20 protein-coding genes are annotated in these 18,279 nt (G+C 68.5%); 11 read left to right on the top strand and 9 right to left on the bottom strand.

What is annotated here, in order from left to right; genetic code table 11:
- Positions 1–13: 13 nt before the first annotated feature.
- The 4 genes from Q0Z83_RS47920 (at position 14) to Q0Z83_RS47905 (ending at position 3,729) form a co-directional block, all read left to right on the top strand.
- Positions 14–1,360, top strand: coding sequence for an ABC1 kinase family protein (locus Q0Z83_RS47920; protein WP_317790254.1), 1,347 nt, complete (start codon positions 14–16; stop codon positions 1,358–1,360).
- 109 nt (positions 1,361–1,469) lie between these two features.
- On the top strand, positions 1,470–1,883 hold the full coding sequence (locus Q0Z83_RS47915; RefSeq protein WP_317790253.1) for a hypothetical protein: 414 nt from the start codon (positions 1,470–1,472) through the stop codon (positions 1,881–1,883).
- Positions 1,880–2,833 carry a hypothetical protein gene (locus tag Q0Z83_RS47910; RefSeq protein WP_317790252.1) on the top strand — a complete coding sequence of 318 codons (954 nt, stop codon included), beginning with the start codon at positions 1,880–1,882 and terminating at the stop codon, positions 2,831–2,833. Before Q0Z83_RS47915 ends, Q0Z83_RS47910 begins: the two co-directional genes overlap by 4 nt.
- Before the next feature lie 257 nt (positions 2,834–3,090).
- Positions 3,091–3,729: a hypothetical protein gene (locus Q0Z83_RS47905; protein WP_317790251.1), complete on the top strand. Its 639-nt coding sequence runs from the start codon at positions 3,091–3,093 to the stop codon at positions 3,727–3,729.
- Positions 3,730–4,012: 283 nt separating this feature from the next.
- Here the strand turns inward: Q0Z83_RS47905 and Q0Z83_RS47900 are convergent, their stop codons facing one another.
- The 3 genes from Q0Z83_RS47900 to Q0Z83_RS47890 all read right to left on the bottom strand — a co-directional run bounded on the left by Q0Z83_RS47900 (position 4,013) and on the right by Q0Z83_RS47890 (position 7,106).
- A complete protein-coding gene (locus Q0Z83_RS47900; protein WP_317790250.1) occupies positions 4,013–4,375 on the bottom strand; it encodes a WhiB family transcriptional regulator in 363 nt (120 codons plus the stop codon).
- Positions 4,376–4,519: 144 nt separating this feature from the next.
- Positions 4,520–4,849 carry a hypothetical protein gene (locus Q0Z83_RS47895; RefSeq protein WP_317790249.1) on the bottom strand — a complete coding sequence of 110 codons (330 nt, stop codon included), beginning with the start codon at positions 4,847–4,849 and terminating at the stop codon, positions 4,520–4,522.
- 118 nt (positions 4,850–4,967) lie between these two features.
- Positions 4,968–7,106, bottom strand: coding sequence for an ATP-dependent DNA helicase UvrD2 (locus Q0Z83_RS47890; protein WP_317790248.1), 2,139 nt, complete (start codon positions 7,104–7,106; stop codon positions 4,968–4,970).
- 83 nt (positions 7,107–7,189) lie between these two features.
- Between Q0Z83_RS47890 and Q0Z83_RS47885 the strand changes: the two genes are divergently transcribed.
- A complete protein-coding gene (locus tag Q0Z83_RS47885) occupies positions 7,190–7,432 on the top strand; it encodes a mycoredoxin (protein ID WP_106316107.1) in 243 nt (80 codons plus the stop codon).
- A gap of 35 nt (positions 7,433–7,467) precedes the next feature.
- Here the strand turns inward: Q0Z83_RS47885 and Q0Z83_RS47880 are convergent, their stop codons facing one another.
- From Q0Z83_RS47880 to Q0Z83_RS47865, 4 genes are read right to left on the bottom strand one after another with little or no spacing between them, the layout of a single operon-like run.
- Entirely contained in the window at positions 7,468–8,349 is an 882-nt protein-coding gene (locus Q0Z83_RS47880; protein WP_317790247.1) for a phytanoyl-CoA dioxygenase family protein, read from the bottom strand.
- A 56-nt stretch (positions 8,350–8,405) separates the two neighbouring features.
- Positions 8,406–9,353, bottom strand: coding sequence for an NAD(+) diphosphatase (nudC, locus tag Q0Z83_RS47875; RefSeq protein WP_378079243.1), 948 nt, complete (start codon positions 9,351–9,353; stop codon positions 8,406–8,408).
- Positions 9,350–10,666, bottom strand: coding sequence for a M16 family metallopeptidase (locus Q0Z83_RS47870; protein ID WP_317790246.1), 1,317 nt, complete (start codon positions 10,664–10,666; stop codon positions 9,350–9,352). Before Q0Z83_RS47870 ends, nudC begins: the two co-directional genes overlap by 4 nt.
- Positions 10,663–11,970, bottom strand: coding sequence for a M16 family metallopeptidase (locus Q0Z83_RS47865; protein WP_317790245.1), 1,308 nt, complete (start codon positions 11,968–11,970; stop codon positions 10,663–10,665). Before Q0Z83_RS47865 ends, Q0Z83_RS47870 begins: the two co-directional genes overlap by 4 nt.
- A 281-nt stretch (positions 11,971–12,251) precedes the next feature.
- On the opposite strand from Q0Z83_RS47865, the gene Q0Z83_RS47860 reads away from it, so the two are divergent.
- The 4 genes from Q0Z83_RS47860 to Q0Z83_RS47845 all read left to right on the top strand — a co-directional run bounded on the left by Q0Z83_RS47860 (position 12,252) and on the right by Q0Z83_RS47845 (position 15,484).
- A complete protein-coding gene (locus Q0Z83_RS47860) occupies positions 12,252–12,665 on the top strand; it encodes an RrF2 family transcriptional regulator (RefSeq protein ID WP_317790244.1) in 414 nt (137 codons plus the stop codon).
- An 8-nt stretch (positions 12,666–12,673) separates the two neighbouring features.
- Positions 12,674–13,753 (top strand): ABC transporter substrate-binding protein, encoded by a 1,080-nt coding sequence (locus Q0Z83_RS47855; RefSeq protein ID WP_317790243.1) that lies wholly within the window; start codon positions 12,674–12,676, stop codon positions 13,751–13,753.
- Between the two features lie 86 nt (positions 13,754–13,839).
- Complete coding sequence (locus Q0Z83_RS47850; RefSeq protein ID WP_317790242.1) at positions 13,840–14,586, top strand: ABC transporter ATP-binding protein; 747 nt, start codon at positions 13,840–13,842, stop codon at positions 14,584–14,586.
- Positions 14,576–15,484, top strand: a complete 909-nt coding sequence (locus tag Q0Z83_RS47845) for an ABC transporter permease (RefSeq protein ID WP_317790241.1) — start codon at positions 14,576–14,578, stop codon at positions 15,482–15,484. The genes Q0Z83_RS47850 and Q0Z83_RS47845 overlap by 11 nt, the downstream gene beginning before the upstream one ends.
- Here Q0Z83_RS47845 and Q0Z83_RS47840 read toward each other — a convergent pair.
- Entirely contained in the window at positions 15,481–16,371 is an 891-nt protein-coding gene (locus Q0Z83_RS47840; protein ID WP_317790240.1) for a hypothetical protein, read from the bottom strand. The genes Q0Z83_RS47845 and Q0Z83_RS47840 overlap by 4 nt on opposite strands.
- Before the next feature lie 127 nt (positions 16,372–16,498).
- On the opposite strand from Q0Z83_RS47840, the gene Q0Z83_RS47835 reads away from it, so the two are divergent.
- The gene (locus Q0Z83_RS47835) at positions 16,499–17,215 is read left to right on the top strand and encodes a lysophospholipid acyltransferase family protein (RefSeq protein ID WP_317790239.1); all 717 of its coding nucleotides are present in this window, start codon (positions 16,499–16,501) and stop codon (positions 17,213–17,215) included.
- Between the two features lie 195 nt (positions 17,216–17,410).
- Here the strand turns inward: Q0Z83_RS47835 and cspE are convergent, their stop codons facing one another.
- Positions 17,411–17,614 carry a transcription antiterminator/RNA stability regulator CspE gene (gene cspE, locus Q0Z83_RS47830; RefSeq protein ID WP_093619181.1) on the bottom strand — a complete coding sequence of 68 codons (204 nt, stop codon included), beginning with the start codon at positions 17,612–17,614 and terminating at the stop codon, positions 17,411–17,413.
- 223 nt (positions 17,615–17,837) lie between these two features.
- Here cspE and Q0Z83_RS47825 point away from each other — a divergent pair, with 223 nt between their 5' ends.
- Positions 17,838–18,242: a pilus assembly protein CpaE gene (locus Q0Z83_RS47825; RefSeq protein ID WP_317790238.1), complete on the top strand. Its 405-nt coding sequence runs from the start codon at positions 17,838–17,840 to the stop codon at positions 18,240–18,242.
- Positions 18,243–18,279: the final 37 nt, after the last annotated feature.

Genomic DNA, 18,279 nt, shown 5'->3' with positions numbered 1-18,279 from the left:
TCACAATGATCTGGTGACGGACATACCGCGCCGCGCCGCGTCCCGGACCGCAAAGCTCGCCGCCCTTCCCCTCGGTTTCGCCGGGAGAGCCGCACTGGGCCTCGGTAAACGGGCCGTCGGCATCGCCTCCGACGTCATCTCCGCCGACATCCAGCAGCGGACCGCCGAGCAGCTCTTCAGCGTGCTGGGGCAGCTCAAGGGCGGTGCGATGAAATTCGGTCAGGCGCTGTCGGTGTTCGAGGCGGCCCTACCCGACGAGATGGCCGGCCCCTACCGGCAGGCGCTCACCAAGCTCCAGGAGGCGGCGCCGCCGATGCCGGTGGCCAACGTGCACAAGGCGTTGACCGAGCAGCTCGGGCCGGATTGGCGCGACCTGTTCGCCGAGTTCGACGACAGCCCGGCCGCCGCCGCCAGCATCGGCCAGGTGCACCGCGCGGTGTGGAAACTGCCGCCGGCCCGCCGCAACGCGAAACCGAAACTGCTGCCCGTCGCGGTCAAGGTCCAGTATCCGGGTGCCGGCGACGCCCTGGTCGCCGACCTGAAACAGCTCTCCCGGCTGGCCGGCATGTTCAAGATCATTCAGCCCGGCATCGACATGAAACCGCTGATCGCCGAACTCCGCGACCGGATCGTCGAGGAGCTCGACTACGAGATGGAGGCGGAGACTCAGCGCGCGTTCGCGACCGCCTACCAGGACGACCCGGAGATCTTCGTGCCCCGGGTGGTGGCCTCCGCGCCGCAGGTCCTGATCACCGAGTGGGTCGACGGCACGCCGCTGTCCGCGGTCATCGCCGACGGCACCCAGGCCGAGCGTGACGAGGCCGGCCGATTGATGGCGATCTTGCACTTCTCCGCGCCCAGCCGGGCCGGGCTGCTGCACGCCGACCCACACCCCGGCAACTTCCGGGTCCTCGCCGACGGGCGGCTCGGCGTCATCGACTTCGGCGCCGTCGCCCGCCTTCCCGAGGGCCACCCCGAGCCGATCGGCCGCCTGGTCCGGCTGGCCCTGGACGGCGAGGCGCAGGCGGTCGTCGACGGCCTGCGCGAGGAGGGTTTCGTCAAGGCGACCGACGACATCGACGCCCAGGCCCTACTCGACTTCCTGCTCCCGATGATCGAGCCGGTCGCCGTCGACAGATTCCGCTTCACCCGCAGCTGGATCCGCAACGAGGCCGGGCGACTGGCCAATCCGCGGGGCCCGGCGTACGCGTTGAGCCGCAAACTCAACCTGCCACCGTCCTACCTGCTGATCCACCGGGTGACGTTGGGCTCGATCGGTGTCCTCAGTCAGTTGGAGGCCGAGGCCGCCTACCGCGAAATCCTGGAGAAGTGGTTGCCCGGCTTCGCCCCCGTCCCCTGACAGCAACCGCCCACAGCCGACAGAGCTGCCACCCGCTCAACTGAACGCGCCCCGCCCGATCGGTGTACCCCGATGTAAGGGACGGCGATTCGGCGCGGGGAGCGGGGCGATGGCGGAAGAACTGACGGAACGGCAGAGGGAGCTCGTGGCCGATTGCACCCGCCTCTGGGAGGCGGGCGAGATGAAGCTCAAGCCGTTGGCAGCCCACTACCGGTCGGTGATCGCACGGATCGCTTCGGCTGAGACCCAAGTCGATGTTCTCTGGCGCGATCAGTTGCTCGGCGGCCCCTTCGGCGAAGCCAAGTCAGCGTGGCAGTACCTCGCGGACACCACCGTCGATCTGCTCCGGGAATCCGCGGAGAGTCTGGAAGCGACAGGCGATGTCCTGGTCATGGCGGCCCGGGAGTATCAGGAGGCCGAGAGGATCAACACGGAGGCCATCGCCGAGCAGAAGGAGAACATCGTCCGAGCCGGGAGCCGGGAAACGACCACCTCGAGCGAAGCTTCGGACGGCACACCATGAGCTACGGGGATCTCTGGCAGCACGCCCTCCGTATCGAGGAATTGGCGATGGAAGCCGCTCTCGACGAGAAGGGATTCGTCCTCGCCGATGGGCAGTACATCTCCCTGCAGGACGGCAATCCGGTACCCGCCGACATCATCCGGTTCCTTCGTGCGGACTTCGAAGGATTGGCGGAGCTGTTCGAGCCTTTCCTCAACCTGCCTGACCCCCAGGTTCTGGAAGCGATGCACCAAGACCTGCGAACCGCCGCCGGCGCATTGTCGAGCGGCAGCGGCTCATTCGACCCGTCACGCGGGGTCGTCATACCGCCGAACTTCGAGATGGCGAGCATGGAGACCGTCGGCAAGACCGTCTTCGAGTGGCAGGGCTTCGCCGCCAGGCAGTTCGAGTACACGTTCGTGGAACCGTGGAAGGACCGTGTCGCCGCGCAGTTCAGCCTGGTGGCCACGCTCATGGCTGCGATCGAAGCAGAGCAGGCGTTGTGGACCGAGTGCCGGAACAACGTGGACGAGCTGGCCCATCTGGCGATCAACGCCTTCGTGTCGATGAACAGTTTCGACACTGATCAGCAGGTCTTCTGGTTGTCAGCGGCCGCCGCCGTCCTCTCGGTCGGAAGTGTGGTGACCAGTGGTGGCGCCGCGATCGCGTTCACCGTGGCGGGTGGAGTCACACAGGTCGCGGGCACCGCGCTGGACAAGTTCGCCGGCAAGGGACCGGAGGTGCGGTTCGACGCCAAGACGCCTCGGGCACTTGTGGAGCAGATCAGGCAGGCGTTGTATCAACTGACCTACATCGTTCTCGAACGAGAACACGCCATTGCGGACGCGATGCTCGTGACGTCGGAGACGCTGGCGACCCAGCGGGACCTGTTCGCCTTCCCTCGCCCGGCACTCGCAGATCAGACTTCGAGAACCATCCTGACGTCGGACGGGTTGGGCCACAACGCATGAGCAGGACGGAACAGCCGGGTGGCGGTGCCGGCGAGGGGAGGCCGACAGGGATGAGAACGAGATGGCTGCTGATCGCCGGCCTGATCGTCGCGGGCCTGGCAGCGGCCAGTTTCCTGGTCGTTCAGGCGCGTGACGAGGGCGCCCCACCGGACACGTCCACGTGCCGATTGACCGCGCCCCAGCCCGCGACCGCCGGCGACTCGTCCGGCATCCGAATCGTCGAACAGGGATATTCACAACGAGGTCCGATGGCGAGTATGGGCGTGCTGCTGCGCAACGACACGACCAAGGTCGCCTACCGCACACTCGTCACCTTCAACGCCCTTGACCCGTCGGGCCGGTCCGTGATCAACGATTCCCACCAGCGCTTCCGTACCCAGGTGGTGCCAACGATTATGCCCGGCCGAACGGTCGCCGTAGGGAATGCCAACCTGCTCGACGACGCGACGCGACGCGGGGAGAGTGAGTTCAAAACAATCTCGATCGACGTTCAGGTCGGTCAGTGGATCGAGCGTGGCAATGGCAACAACGGCCTCGGTGACGTGACCGCGACGGTTGTCGCCGGGAGCGGGCGGAAGGAAGCGAGCGGGCTGGGCTCGGTGGAGTTCGACGTCGAGTCGACGAACTGCGAGACGGTGTTCCAGGGCGTACCGGCCGGCATGGTTTCTCGTGGTGTTTCGTTGGTCTTCCGCAACGGATCCGGCGTCATCGTCGGAGGCACCCTGGACAACTCGCCGCGCAACACGTGCCGGCCGGGAAAGACGGCGGGTGAACGGGTCGAGCTGACCAATCCGGCTATCCCGCAGCCAGCCGATCTCGATGAGACCCTGGTGACCGTCTACTGCGACTTCGACCGGCAGCAAGTGCCTATGGCCTCCGGTGCGCCGTACAACTAGGTCGGGTAAAGGGAACGGCCCGTCCGCATCGGCGGACGGGCCGTTTCTCATCTGTTGTGGTTGTCAGAGTCCGGCGCCGAGTTCACGGGACGTCCGGCTGCGGGCGTCCATCGTGATACGGCGAGCGGAGCGGTAAGCCTCAGGTGCACGGTCACGCTGAGGCCGAGGCATTCGAGCCCTCGACAACGCTTCTTGGATGAGTCTCATCTTGGTGTCTCCGTTCGAAGTCATCTCGGTTCTCGGCTTTCGGATCTCGATCTCGGTCATGGGGAGGGTGGTCATCTCATGCAGCCAGTCGAACCGAGCTGCGAGTGTCGAGACCGTTGGCGGCGAGGCGCTCTTCCACCTCGACAGCCAGCTCGGCGTCGCGAGCGACGTCGGCCTTACGCGGACGGCCACGGGGCCGCTTGCGCGGGACGACAGCGCCACGCTCGAAGATCTCGCCACCCCAGACACCCCAGGGCTCCGCACGGTCGACCGCACCGGCCAGGCACTCGGCCCGCAGCGGGCAGTCCCCGCAGAGCGACTTGGCCAGCTCCAGCTGGGCCGGGGAGTCGGAGAACCACATGTCCGGGTCGAACTTCCGACAGGGCAGGTTTGCCTCGATGTCGACGGTCATGTCGATCGGGGCCAGCGCCAGACTCATAAAGCCCGGTCACCTCTCTCTTCTTCTCGATCTTCTGGATCGTTGTTCAGGTCTTACATCCGGCCGGTTCGGCCGGAAAATGATTCGAGGCCGCGGATCCCGGTTAGGGGTTCCGCGGCCTCGAGGTGAGCCGGTGGTCTGTGGTCAGACCGGCCTTCCTCGAGGCGGGGCGCCGCCATCACCATCCGTGTAGCGCTTGCTGGAGATGGTGCTGTTGCTGCCCTTGAAGCCAGTGGTGCCCTTGTTTCCTTCGATGCGCACCAGGGTCGCTTTGCCCAATTCGGCCTGGGCCAGGACCTGGTGCTCCTGCGGAGCCGGGACGGACTCTGCCGAGGTCGGCAGGATCCGGACGAGCTCAGCGGTCCGCTCAGCGGCCATCCACGCCGGGGCGGCGGTGGCGGGCAGCGAAACGGGCAGAGCGCAGGCAGGGTTCAGCAGCATCGACGGAACGCGCATGTTCATGTCGATCCTCATCGGGGCCACCTCCTCCATTGCGTTGCACTCGTAGTCGAACCCCAGCGAACCCACTGCTCGCCAAGGCGTGTCCTGAGGCTATGCCTGCCCTACACGGGAGAGCAAACGAATTAACGGACTAGTTTTCAAAGTTTTTCGTCGCAAGATCATCTGGGCTCGCTCCGGCCACCAGAGCGAAGACCGCGTCGCCGTACTGACCCAGTTTTCGGGGCCCGATCCCGGCGATCGCCAGGAGCTGTGCCGGGTCGGCCGGGCGGCGCTCCGCGACGGCCACCAGCGTGGCATCCGTGAACACCACGTAAGCAGGGACTTTGAGCTCGGCGGCGGTCCCGGCCCGCCACACCTGGAGACGTTCGTAGAGGTCTTCGTCCAGGTCGGACGGGCAGGTCGGGCAGCGGCCCAGTTTGCGGTCGGCGCCGGCCAGCAGGGTGGCCCCGCAGATCCGGCACAACGACACCTGAGGGCGACGGCGTTCGGGTTTGCGACCCGGCTCGGCGGGCCGCGGTTCGGTGCGCCCACCCCCGGTGAGCTGCGGAAGGAACCGGCACGGGCGACGGGGCCGGCCACCCGTGGAGCGCGACTGGCCGTACGACAGCCAGAGCACGTGCCGGGCGCGGGTCACCCCGACGTAGAGCAGACGGCGTTCCTCCTCCAACTGCTCGGCCGTTTTCGCGTACGTCGTCGGGAGGGTGCCGTCGGCCAGCCCGACGAGGAACACCGCGTCCCATTCGAGGCCTTTGGCCGAGTGCAGCGAAGCCAACGTGACTCCGGACACAGTCGGTGCGTGCTGCTGTTCGGCGCGGCGGGCCAGCTCGTCGTTGAAGGCGGAGAGCGAGACCTCCCGCTGGAGCCGACCGGCCTCACCGATCGGCAGGATCTCCGGCGCCGCCGCATACTCCTCGGCCAGCGCCACCAGGGCGGCCAGTGCCTCCCATTGCTCGCGTGCCGCGCCGCCGGGCGGTGGCTGGTGCCGGTTCCAGCCGGTCGCGGCCAGCGCCTCCACGACCGCCTCGACGAGTGGTGTCTCGCCCGGGGTGGATCGCACGGCGGCCCGCAGCGCGACCATCGCCTGCCGTACCTCGGCCCGCTCGAAGAACCGCTCGGCGCCCCGGACCAGGTAGGGCACCTCGGCGTCGGCGAGCGCCTCCTCGTACGTCTCGGACTGCGCGTTGGTCCGGAAGAGCACCGCGATCTCGCCGGCCGGGGTGCCCGCGGCGATCAGGTCCCGGCACCGCCGAGCCACCGCGACCGCCTCGCCGTGCTCGTCCGGGAAGATCTTGAGCTCCGGCTCGGGTCCGGGCGGCCGCTGGCCGACCAGTTCCAGCCGCAGTTTCGCCTCGGTGCCGCGGGCCTGCCGGATCACCGCGTTGGCCAGCCCGACCACCTGTGGTGTGGAGCGGTAGTCACGAACCAGCCGGACCACCACGGCGTTGCGCCGCTGCCGCGGGAAATCGATGAGGTACGCCGAGGTGGCCCCGGTGAACGAGTAGATGGTCTGGCTCGCGTCACCGACCACGGTCACGTCGTCCCGGCCGCCCAGCCACGCCTCCAGCAGCCGCTGCTGCAACGGGTTGACGTCCTGGTACTCGTCGACGACGAAATGTCGGTACTGGGCGCGGATCTGGTCGGCGACGTCCAGGTGCTCCTCGATGCCCCAGACCGCGGCGCGCAGCAGGTCCTCGAAGTCGATCACGCCCTGCCTGCGCTTGAGCTGCTCGTAGGCGGCGAACACCTCGGACACCCGGGCCGGCTCATGAGGTGTGTCACGCATCGCCTTGGCCGCCGCGACGACGTACTCGCCGGGCTCGACCAGGGACGACTTGGCCCACTCGATCTCACCGGCGAGGTCACGGGCGACGGTGCGGTCTCCCCGTACCCCCGCTTTGGCCGCCGCAAGGCCCACCAACCGTGCCTTGCTCTCGATCAGCTCCGGCATCTGCCGGCCTTCGAGAAGTCGCGGAGCGAAGTAACGGACCTGCCGCAGCGCGGCGGCGTGGAAGGTCCGGGCCTGCACCGCGCCGGCGCCGAGCGCGCCGAGCCGGGCCCGCATCTCGGCGGCGGCCCGCGCCGTGAAGGTGACCGCGAGCACATGTCGGGGGCTGATCTCGCCGGACATCGTCCGGTACGCGATCCGATGGGTGACCGCTCTGGTCTTGCCCGTACCGGCGCCGGCCAGAATGCAGACCGGACCGGCGGGCGCGGTCACCGCCGTACGCTGATCAGGGTCGAGCCCGTCCAGCACTCCTTCAGTCCGCACGGTAGGGAATCATGACACCCCGGCGGGGTGTTGTGCTTGTCAGCCGCACCGCCGTGTGACCTGTATCGAAGGAGCCTTGACCGATGCTGACCATGTACTCGACGTCCTGGTGTGGGTACTGCCACCGCCTCAAGTCGCAACTCGACCGGGAGGGCATCGCCTACGACGTCGTCGACATCGAGCAGGACGAGGCCTCGGCCGCGTTCGTGCGCAGCGTGAACGGCGGGAACCAGACGGTGCCGACCCTGAAGTTCGCCGACGGCTCGGCTCTGACGAACCCGTCGATCGTCCAGGTCAAGCAGCACCTCGCCGCGATCGCGGCATGAGTTTCATGGGAGGGCCTGAGGCCCTCCCATGAAAACTACGGGATCAGCGCCGGGATGCTGGAGTCGAGCAGGCCCCGCTCCTTGAGCGCGCCGTAGAGCGGCGTGGTCTCCGGGTAGTGACCCCATTGGTGGTCGCCGTCGCCGTTGCCGAAGCCGCCGAGCAGCTGCTTCTGCACGTCGTTGAGGTCGTTCCAGGCCGGGGTGTTCGGCAGCTCGGCGTTCTCGTCACGCATGGCGATCCAGCGCGGGGTGTAGCCGAAGAACGCGCCGACACGGGTGATGTCGGAGTAGTTGTCCGACCGGGCGTGCCAGATACGGCGGTCGAAGACGACCAGGTCACCGGCGTTCGCGGTGATCTGGGTCGCACCCTCGGGCTGCGGCCACGGAACGCCACGGCTCGGCGGGCCGGGCAGCCAGTTGGTCTTGTGGCTGCCGGGCAGGACGGTGAAGTTGCCCCGGCCGGTCTCGCTCACGTCGGAGAACCAGTAGGCCAGCTTGACCGACAGCATCGGCCGCGGGTCGGTCTCGATCTCCCGGTTCTGCCGGCCGCCGTCCTGGTGCCAGTGCCACCAGTCCTTCTGCTTCTCGTGCAGCTGCGGGTGCACGTCGATGTGCGAGTGGTAGATGTGCAGATTCCACCCGAGCAGCGACCAGATGTACTTGAAAGCCTTGGGGTGGTCGATCAGGAAGGCCAGTTCGGGCACGTGCGCGATCGGCGACAGCTGGTGCAGGGCACCTGTCGCGCTCAGCTTGCCCTCGGACTTCTGCTTCTCGTAATACCCCAGGATCGCGGCCCGACCGGCCTCGATCTCGCTCTCACTCAGCACCGACGGCACGACGATGTAGCCGTCGCGGTCGAACGCCTCCCGCTCCTGCGCGGTCATCGGCGTCCACGCCGGCGCCTCCACCTGAGTCATCGGTTCCCCTCTCGTCTTTGCAAGGAAGACGCGATGACCCCGCCGGCAGGTTGCTGCTAACCAGAAATATTTTCTAGATCTTCGAGCAGCCACTTCTCAATCAGATAGAAGGCGATCGAAGAGCTCATCGGCACCGACTGCGAACCCTCACCGGAGAACATCTTCACGACCTCCGACCTGGTGAACCAGTGCGCCTCGTCGATCTCCTCGGGGTCCAGCGTCAGCGGTTCGGCCGGATCGGCGATCCCATGAAAACCGAGCATCAACGAGCCGGGGTACGGCCACGACTGGCTCCCCTCGTACCTGATCTCGGCGAGGCCGATACCCACCTCCTCGTACACCTCGCGGGCGACCGCCGCCTCGGCCGACTCGCCCGCCTCGACGAACCCGGCCAGGCAGGAGAACCGCCGGCCGCCGTCGGGTCGGGGCGGCCAGGCCGCGTTGTGCCCGAGCAGACAGCGCCCGTCCGGGCCGGCCACTCCGTCGTGCACCAGGATGATCATCGCCGGGTCGGTCCGCGGCCACATCATGCCGCCGTCCGGGTCGACCCTCGCCCAGCCGGCCTCGACCACCTCGGTCGGCTGACCGGTCTTCGGCGAGTAGCGGTGGCTGCGGTGCCAGTTGCCGAGGGCGACGGCCGTGGTGAGCAGACCGGTGCCGAGGTCGTCGAGCAGGTGCCCGGACTCGCGGAGCCCGGTCGCCCGCACGCCGTCGGCGGCTTCCAGTGGACCGTCGACGGCCCAGTACGGGGTGCCGTCTGGGCCGACGCCGAGGAACCAGCGCTCGGCCTCCGGCGCCGCCGACGACGGCACCAGGATCAGCGCGGCGCTGCCGTCGGGGTGGTCGGTGACCAGGGCCCGGCCGCCCTTGGCCAGGTCCACGACGAGGACCTGGCCGCGTTCCCAGGCGGCGGCGAGCCATTTCTCGTCCCGGCGGTGCTCGGCCGCGCGGTCGAGGGTGGTACGGGCGAGCGGCGGACCACTCGGTTTCTCGGAACTGATCACGCTGCGCTGCGCTCCACGACGGTCAGGGCGGACAGCTGCGACTCGATCTTCTCGGCGTCACCGAGGATCACGGTCACCGCCCGGGACGGGGCGAGATACTTCGTGGCCGCGGCGGCCACCTCCTCGCGGGTGGCCGCGGCGAGTGCCGCCGAGTACTCCCGGAGATGGTCGAGGCGGAGCCCGAAACCGGCGTACATGCCGGCCAGCCCGGCCAGTCCGGCCTGAGTGGACATGCCGAGTCGGAGCGTGCCGAGGGCGTAGCGCCGGGCCTGTTCCAGCTCCTCCTCACCGGGCGGGAGGCTGGCGATCCGGCCCAGCTCGTAGACCGTCTCCAGCAGCGACGGGCCGGTCACCTCGGTGGCCACCTCGGCCGCGGCGACCAGGGCCGAGCCGGCGACGTAGTGGTCGATCGACGAGTACGCCCCGTAGGTGTAGCCCTTGTCCTCTCGGATGTTCTCGGTCCACCGGGACGAGAAGTAGCCACCGAACACCAGGTTCGCCAGGTTGAAGGCGGCGTAGTCGGGGTCGGTACGGGTCAGCGCGGGCAGCGCCAGCCGCAGCGAGGACTGCACCGAGCCGGGCCGGTCCACGAGCAGCAGCGGGCCGGTCTCCAGCACCGGGATGGGCGGCAGGCCGCCGTCCGGCGCGCGGCCCGACCAGCCGCCGAGAATCTTCTCCGCGGTGTCGATGGCCTGGTCCGGGTCGATGTCGCCGACCAGCACCAATACCGCGCCGGCCGGGCGGACCCGGGCGGCGTGCAGCTCGCGCAGCGGCTCCGGCGACAGCGCGCGGATCTCCTCGGGCTCGGGGGTCTGCACCGCGTACGGGTGGTCGCCGTACATCCGCTTGAGCAGGGCCACCCGGGCCAGGTGCGCCGGCTGGCTGAGCGCCACCTGGATGTGGTCGCCGAGCCGGTCCCGCTCGGTGGACACCTCCTCGACCGGGTAGGTGGCGTCGGTGAGCACCGAGGCGAGCAGTTCGAGCGTCCGGTCCAGGCCATCGGCGAGCGCGTTGCCGCTGATCAGCAGCCGGTCCGGGTCGATCCCGGCGCCCAGACTGCCACCGACGGCCTGCAGCGCGGCGGCGATGTCGATGCTGTTCATCCCGCTGGTGCCGGTGAAGAGCGCCTGGGAGAGCAGGGTCGCCGGGGCCAGCTCGGCACGCGCGAACGGGATCCGTAGCCGCACCTCGACCAGCGGCACCGCGGACCGGCGGATCGCGATCACGGTGAGCCCGTTGGGCAGGGTGCGCTCGCGCTCCGGCGGCAGGTTCAGCGCGGCGTCCGGCACCAGGTCGGGCAGGGTCTTGGTCACGAGGAGGCTCCCGGGATCACTTCGACGGAGGCGCGGTGCTCGGGCCGCAGGGTGGCCGCGGCGGCGACGATCTGCTCCTCACGCACCTCGCTGATCAGCTTGGGCAGGTCGTTGAGCAGGCCGGGGCGGCCGCGCTGCAACTCCAGGACGGCCATCGGCTGGGCCCGGCCGAGCACGTCGTCGGTGCCGTGCAGCGCGCGGGTCGCCATCCGCGCCTGGGTCCGGTCGAGCTCGCCCGGCTTGAGCCCGTCGGCGGCCAGCCGGTCCAGCTCCTCATCGATGGTGCGCAACACCTTGTCGGCGTCGCCACCTGGGGGCATGTGAGCCTGAAGCAGCAGCGCGGTCGGGTTGCGCACCAGGTATTCGTCGCCCATGAAGCCGATGTAGCCGCCCATCGTGGTGGCCGTGCGGTCACGCTGAATCAGGCGCTCGACCAGACGGGACGCGTCACCGTCGGTGAGCACCTCGGCGAGCACCACGTACGGCAGGTAGTCCTCGAAGGTGCCGATCGGGTCGGGCACGCGCCATCCGGCGGCCACCGCCGGCAGCGGTGCGATCCGATCGGTGTACGACTCACGCCGCTCCCCGCTCAGACCGGCCTCGTCGAAGTCGGGCAGCTCCGGGGCGGGTCGCGCCGGAACGTCGCCGAAGTGCCGCTCGATCATCGCGGTCGCCTCGGCCACGTCGAAGTCACCGGCGACCGAGAGCACCGCGTTGCCGCAGGCGTAGTAGCGGTCGAAGAAGCCCTGCGCGTCCTCGACGGTGGCGCTCTCCAGGTCCTCGAACGAGCCGTAGCCGTCGTGCGCGTTGGCGAAGGTGCTGAACATCACCGGCGGCAGCTTCAGCCAGGGGAACCCGCCGTACGGCCGGTTCAGCACGTTGACCCGGATCTCCTCCTTGACCACGTCGACCTGGTTACGCAGGTTCTCCTCGGTGAGCCGGGGGCCGCGCATCCGGTCCGCCTCGAGGAAGAGCGCCCGCTCCAGACCGCCGGTCGGCAGGACCTCGAAATAGTCGGTGTAGTCGAGGTGGGTGGAACCGTTGAAACTGCCGCCCGCGCCCTGCACGTGGCGGAAGTGCGCCAGCTTCTCCAGGTTCTCCGAGCCCTGGAACATCAGGTGCTCGAAGAGGTGGGCGAAACCGGTCCGGCCCTCCGGCTCACTGCGGATGCCGACGTCGTAGACGACTGCCACGCCGACCACCGGGGCGCTGCGATCCGGAGAGAGGACCACGCGCAGACCGTTGCCGAGCGTGAACCGCTCGACCGGGTATTTCGTCGCGGGGATCTTGATTTTGGGCGCCACGGTACGAATCTAGCGGACACACCTGCGTAGCCGAGTGGCGACGCCGCGTAAATGCATCAATATCCGTTCCCGGTCTTCCGCCGCGAATCGGACCGGGTACGGCGCGTCGTTGTCACCCCCGTCACCCCCACGAGGGAAGTCGTGCACGATACACCCCGAAAATGCACCCGATGCCGGTTTCCCGTTCCCCGGACGCGGCTTGACGCACCAAACCCATATGGTCCAGTATTCCCATCCAACAGATAGGCATACCGAAGTATCAACGGGAGGGGGAGCGCGGCGTGTACGTCTCGGCTCGCACGGACTACGCCGTACGCGCGATGCTGGCGGTCACCGCCGAGCACCCACGCCTGGTCAAGGCGGCCGGACTGGCCGCCGTCCAGGACATCCCGCTCAGCTTTCTGCAGGGGATCCTGCTCGATCTGCGTCGCGCCGGGCTGCTGCACAGCCATCGTGGCGTGGACGGCGGGTACGCCCTGGCCCGCCCGGCCGAGGAGATCACCGTCGGCGATGTGGTTCGCGCCGTCGGGGGTGCCCTCACCACGGTCCGGGGGCTGCCCACGTCAACGGCGACCTACCACGGGGCAGCGACGGCGCTGCACGACGTGTGGGTCGCCGTCGAGGCGGCCATCGAGGGTGTGGTCGACCACAAGACCCTGGCCGAACTCTCCAACACCTCAGTGAAACGAAATTAGGAGTGAGCATGAGCTCCCGCACCATACGTGCGCTCGCCCTTGCCTCGGCTGCTCTGGTGGCCACGACCGCGCTGGCCGCCTGTGGTTCCAAGGAGGAGGAGAAGACCGCCGCCGAGGCCGCCTCCGGAAACGCCGCCGAGGCCCCGGCCATCAAGCTGGGCTACTTCCCGAACATCACCCACGCTCCGGCCCTGGTCGGCGTGAACAAGAAGATCTTCGAAGAGAAGCTGGGCAGCACCAAGCTGGAGCCGAGCACCTTCAACGCCGGCCCGGCCGCGATCGAGGCGCTGCTCTCCGGCGCGATCGACGCCACCTACATCGGCCCGAACCCGGCGATCAACGGCTGGTCCAAGTCCAAGGGCACCGCCCTGAAGATCATCGCGGGCAGCACGTCGGGCGGTGCCGGCCTGGTCGTCAGGGAGGGCATCAACACCCCGGCCGACCTCAAGGGCAAGAAGATCGCCACCCCGCAGCTCGGCAACACCCAGGACGTCGCGCTGCGCGCCTGGCTGAAGTCGAACGGCCTGAACGCCGACACCAGCGGCGGCGGCGACGTCTCGGTCCTGCCGCAGGACAACGCGACCGCGGTCCAGGCGTTCGCGCAGGGCACCATCGACGGCGCCTGGGTGCCGGAGCCCAACTTCAGCAAGCTGATCCTCGAGTCCAAGGGCAAGGTCCTGGTCGACGAGAAGACGCTGTGGCCGAACCAGGAGTTCGTGACCACCCACCTGATCGTCAGCCAGAAGTTCCTGAAGGAATACCCGGGCACGGTCAAGAAACTGCTCCAGGGCCACATCGCGGCGGTCAAGTACATCAAGGACAACAACGCCGACGCGCAGAAGGCCGCGAACGCCCAGATCGAGGAGCTCACCAGCAAGCCGCTGAAGGACGAGATCCTCGCCGCCGCGTTCGCGAACCTGAAGTTCACCTACGACCCGATCGCGTCCTCGCTGTTCACCAGCGCGAAGCACGCCGAGGAGGTCGGCCTGCTCGACCCGGTGGACCTCAAGGGCATCTACGACATCACGCTGCTGAACGAGCTGCTGAAGGCGGACGGCCAGGCCGAAGTCAGCGACTCCGCGGCCTGATCCGGCCTTTCCCCTTGGAAATGATCTAAACCTCGAGGTCGCCGTCAAGAAGATCGCTTGACGGCGACCTCGATGGGAGGGCGAGTATGAGTACGGTTGTCCGGATCGACGATGTGACGAAGCAGTACGGTTCGGGGAGCAATGCTCTACTCGCCCTCGACCACATCTCACTCGATGTCGACAAGGGGGAGTTCGTCTGCCTCCTCGGCGCCTCCGGCTGCGGCAAGAGCACCCTGCTTTCGCTGGTCGCCGGCCTCGACAAGATCACCAGCGGCACTCTGGACATCGGCGGGCGGCACGTCGCGCTGATGTTCCAGGAGGCCGCCCTCTTCCCCTGGCTCTCGGTGGCCGCCAACGTCGAGCTGCCGCTCAAGCTGCAGGGGGTGGGCCGCGCCGACCGGAAGAAGCGCGCCCAGGAGCTGCTCGAAATCGTCCGGCTGGGCGGTTTCGATGGCAAACGCCCGCATGAGCTGTCCGGCGGCATGCGGCAGCGGGTCGCGCTGGCCCGGGCCCTGGCCCAGAACGCCGACGTGCTGCTGATGGACGAGCCGTTCGGCGCGCTCGACGCGATGACCCGCGACATCCTGCACGACGAGCTGGAGCGGATCTGGCGCGAGCAGGAGCTCACCGTTCTCTTCGTCACCCACAACGTGCGTGAGGCGGTCCGCCTCGGTGACCGGGTGATCCTGCTGAGCAGCCGACCCGGTCGGGTCATCGAGGACTACAAGATCGACCACCCACGCCCGCGGCGCATCGACTCCACCGAGGTCTCCGGCCAGGCTGCCGAGATCACCGACCGGCTCCGCGCGGAGGTGGCCCGTCATGCCAACTGACCTGCCGACCACTGAAGACACCCGCACCGAGTCCCGGTCCGGGGAGAACGCGACCGCGGCCGACCGGGTCAGCGGCCTCGACGCCCTGGAGCTCGCGCCCAAGAAGGACAAGGGCGCCCTCGGCAAGCGGATCTGGGCGGGCACCTGGCCGAAACTGCTGGCGATCGCGATCGTCGTCGGCCTCTGGCAGATCGTCTACCTGGCCGAGTGGCGGCCGGCCTACGTCCTGCCGCCGCCGGCCGACGTGTTCGCCGAGCTCGGCGAGCTGATCACCGAGCCGAAGTTCTGGGACGGCGTGCAGCTGACCATGACCCGGGCGCTCACCGGGTTCGCGCTGGCGGTGGCGATCGGCACGCTGCTCGGTGCGCTGGTCTCCCAGTTCAAGCCGCTGCGGGCCGCGATCGGCTCGCTGATCACCGGCCTGCAGACCATGCCGTCGATCATGTGGTTCCCGCTCGCCATCCTGCTCTTCCAGCTCGGCGAGGAGGCGATCCTCTTCGTGGTCGTCATCGGCGCCGCCCCGTCGGTGGCGAACGGCCTGATCAGCGGCATCGACTACGTGCCGCGGACCTGGCTGCGGGTCGGCCAGGTGATGGGCATGAAAGGCATCGCGAAATACCGGCACCTGATCCTGCCCGCGTCGCTGCCGTCGTTCGTCTCCGGGCTCAAGCAGGGCTGGGCGTTCTCCTGGCGCAGCCTGATGGCCGGTGAACTGCTGGTCATCGTGCCGGGCACGGTGTCCATCGGCGTCCGGATGCAGACCGCCCGGGACCTGAGCGACGCGGTGGCCGTCCTCGCGTACATCATCGTGGTCCTGGTGATCGGCATCCTGGTCGACCAGTTCTTCAACGCCGCCGACGGTGCCCTGCGCAAGCGCTGGGGCCTGGCCGGCGGCTAGATCGGCCGGACCGAGGCCAGGACCTCCGCCACCACATGATCGAACTGGCGGTGGGTGTCCGGGATCGAGATGTAGAGGATCGCCGCCGTCGGTCGACCGACGTCGATGACCGCCACCCCGGAGAGCTCCGAGGTGGCGGTCAGCCCCGGTTCCCGGAAGCTGAGCCGGAACTCGCTCACCCAGGCCGGCAGCCCGCCGAGTGTCGTCACCTCGTCGCGGATCGGTTCCATGCTGTTCGGCTGCGGGTAGTACCCGGCCCGGACGTCGGCCACGACCTGCCGGCCCACGCACTCCAGATCGAGCGACACGGCGTCGTTGTCGGCCGCCGGGACCGCCGCCGACAGGATCGACGCGTGGTACTGCCCACCCTGATAGATCTCGGTCACGAAGTGCTGCCCGACCCGGTACGGCACCTGCAGGGTGCCCGCGTTCCACACCTCGGTCCACGTGACCCAGGGTGCGCCGTACCGCTGGTAGCTGATGCCGGCATCCGGATCGACAGTGCGCTCGCCCTCGGCCGGTGGCGGCGCTGGGGCGCTCGGCGCGGCGCTCGCCGTGCCGGGTGAGACGGTCGGCGCCGGGCAGGCCTGTGCCAACGGCGGCCGCAGATCGGCAGCCGGCGCCGCCTTCTCCCCGAACGGGTCGCCGTCATTCCCGAGGATCACCGCGAGCAGGATCGCGAGACCGGCCGCCAGGATCACCCCGGCCACCCCTCCGAAGATCAGCAATTGCCGCCGACGCCGCTCGGGTCCGTCGGGGCCGGGCGACGGCGGCTCCGCAGCCGGTCGCGGATCCTCAGCCGGTACGCGATAAGCGGTCACCATCCCCGACGACCACGGCCCGCCCGGCCGCCCCCACTCGGGCGTCGGTGGCTTCGGCTCGGACATGCACACCAGTGAACACCACGAGCGCCGTGACCGCCGGGACGCCCACGCGGTCCCACGAGCCGGTAAGCCTGCCGGAATTGTGCCTCCGACCCGCGCCGTTCCCAGAAACTTCGGCTACCGTGCTGCCATGGAACTGGTGTATCCCCCGGTCGTCGCCCTGGCCAAGACGATGTTCCGCGTCCTCGACAACAAGATCGTCGTCGAGGGCGCCGAGCACATCCCCACCAGCGGCGGGGCGATCCTGGCCAGTAACCACTCCAGCTACCTGGACTTCATCTACTGCGGCTTCGGTGCCCAGCCGGCCAAGCGCCTGGTCCGGTTCATGGCCAAGAAGCAGGTCTTCGACCACAAGATCAGTGGCCCGCTGATGCGCGGCATGCGACACATCCCGGTCGACCGCAAGGCCGGCACCGCGGCGTTCAAGCACGCCATCGACTCGCTGAAGAGCGGCGAGATCGTCGGTGTCTTCCCGGAGGCGACGATCAGCGAGTCGTTCACCATCAAGGCACTCAAGTCGGGTGCGGCCCGGATGGCTCAGGAGGCCTCGGTCCCGCTGATCCCGATGGCCGTGTGGGGGCCGCACCGGCTCTGGACCAAGGGCCGCAAGAAGGAGCTGACCAAGCGCCACGTGCCGGTCATCATCAAGATCGGCGAGCCGATCCCGGTGGCCGAGGATTCGACGCCGGAGTCGCTCACCGCGACGCTCAAGGAGCGTCTGACCGTGCTCCTCGACTCGGTTCAGCGGGCCTACCCCGAGCAGCCGTCCGGGCCGGACGACCGCTGGTGGCTGCCGGCACACCTCGGCGGCACCGCGCCGCTGCCCAGCCCCGCAGCCTCCGTCTGACCGATACCGATCATCGAAGGCCTCCGGCGTGCCGGGGGCCTTCCGCGTGTGCTCCCCGAAAACGAACGGTGCCGCACCCGTCGGGTGCGGCACCGAATGCTGAGTGTGGGGAGTTCGGGCGCATTCACGCCCGAACTTCACACTCTCGGTTCACAGCTGCCCGGCCACACGAGGCGGCCGAAACTCAGAAGTGAATCAGAGGGCGCGGATGTTGGCGGCCTGCGGGCCCTTCTGGCCCTGGGTCACCTCGAACTCGACCCGCTGGTTCTCCTCCAGGGCCCGGTAACCGGACATCTGGATCGCGGAGAAGTGGGCGAAGACGTCGGCGCCGCCGTCGTCCGGGGTGATGAACCCGAAGCCCTTGTCCGCGTTGAACCACTTCACAACACCGGTAACCATGCTCGTCTCCTCGACGATCGATCGCTCCCGACCATTATGGACGGGGACGAGGTAGTAAGACCCGCATTCTGTGGGTCTCGTGCTGTCGTACTGATCGCCCGACCGGAGAAACCCGGGTTACGACAAAGAGCGCCTGGGGCAGACTTCCCCACAGGCGCTCCTGAGTACTTGGGAACCAAACTGACAACGCTGAGGAGCCTAGCACGGGGAGGGAGGCCGGGAGGTGCTCGGCGTAGAAGTCGCAACGCAGCTCAAGACCGCGGGATTGGTGTGGAAGCCGCAGCTCGGCGACCGTTTCACAGTTCCGGACCGGGACCTGGACGACGAGGTCTTCGTCCTCAGCAACATGACGATCCAGGTACACGATCGCCCGGAGGGGCGAATCATCGGCTTCAACGGAACCACCGAGTGGGCGCTCGACGACGTCGATCTCGGCGAGGCGCTGTGGCTGCCCCGCGAGGACCAGCTGCGGGAGCTGCTCGGCGGCACGTTCCGGTCTCTTCACAAAGATCAGGACACCCACACGGTACGGACCGAGCTGCTCGGCGGTCAGCAGGTGTTCTCCGCGCCCACCGCCGCCGGAGCCTATGCCGCCGCACTGCTCCACCTGCTGACCGCCGCCCAGTGAGAAATCCGGGCCGGTTCTCCGGGCTGTCCCGGTGTCC

It is taken from the genome of Actinoplanes sichuanensis, assembly GCF_033097365.1.
GTDB lineage: Bacteria > Actinomycetota > Actinomycetes > Mycobacteriales > Micromonosporaceae > Actinoplanes > Actinoplanes sichuanensis.
This window is presented reverse-complemented; position numbering and strand designations above follow the sequence as displayed.

Excerpts from the sequence above, each read along its gene's own strand:
- Q0Z83_RS47915 (WP_317790253.1), top strand. The coding sequence starts at position 1,470 with ATGGCGGAAGAACTGACGGAACGGCAGAGGGAGCTCGTGGCCGATTGC.
- Q0Z83_RS47910 (WP_317790252.1), top strand. The coding sequence starts at position 1,880 with ATGAGCTACGGGGATCTCTGGCAGCACGCCCTCCGTATCGAGGAATTG.
- Q0Z83_RS47905 (WP_317790251.1), top strand. The coding sequence starts at position 3,091 with ATGGGCGTGCTGCTGCGCAACGACACGACCAAGGTCGCCTACCGCACA.
- Q0Z83_RS47900 (WP_317790250.1), bottom strand. The coding sequence starts at position 4,375 with ATGAGTCTGGCGCTGGCCCCGATCGACATGACCGTCGACATCGAGGCA.
- Q0Z83_RS47895 (WP_317790249.1), bottom strand. The coding sequence starts at position 4,849 with ATGAGGATCGACATGAACATGCGCGTTCCGTCGATGCTGCTGAACCCT.
- Q0Z83_RS47885 (WP_106316107.1), top strand. The coding sequence starts at position 7,190 with ATGCTGACCATGTACTCGACGTCCTGGTGTGGGTACTGCCACCGCCTC.
- Q0Z83_RS47880 (WP_317790247.1), bottom strand. The coding sequence starts at position 8,349 with ATGACTCAGGTGGAGGCGCCGGCGTGGACGCCGATGACCGCGCAGGAG.
- Q0Z83_RS47855 (WP_317790243.1), top strand. The coding sequence starts at position 12,674 with ATGAGCTCCCGCACCATACGTGCGCTCGCCCTTGCCTCGGCTGCTCTG.
- Q0Z83_RS47850 (WP_317790242.1), top strand. The coding sequence starts at position 13,840 with ATGAGTACGGTTGTCCGGATCGACGATGTGACGAAGCAGTACGGTTCG.
- Q0Z83_RS47845 (WP_317790241.1), top strand. The coding sequence starts at position 14,576 with ATGCCAACTGACCTGCCGACCACTGAAGACACCCGCACCGAGTCCCGG.
- Q0Z83_RS47840 (WP_317790240.1), bottom strand. The coding sequence starts at position 16,371 with ATGTCCGAGCCGAAGCCACCGACGCCCGAGTGGGGGCGGCCGGGCGGG.
- Q0Z83_RS47835 (WP_317790239.1), top strand. The coding sequence starts at position 16,499 with ATGGAACTGGTGTATCCCCCGGTCGTCGCCCTGGCCAAGACGATGTTC.
- cspE (WP_093619181.1), bottom strand. The coding sequence starts at position 17,614 with ATGGTTACCGGTGTTGTGAAGTGGTTCAACGCGGACAAGGGCTTCGGG.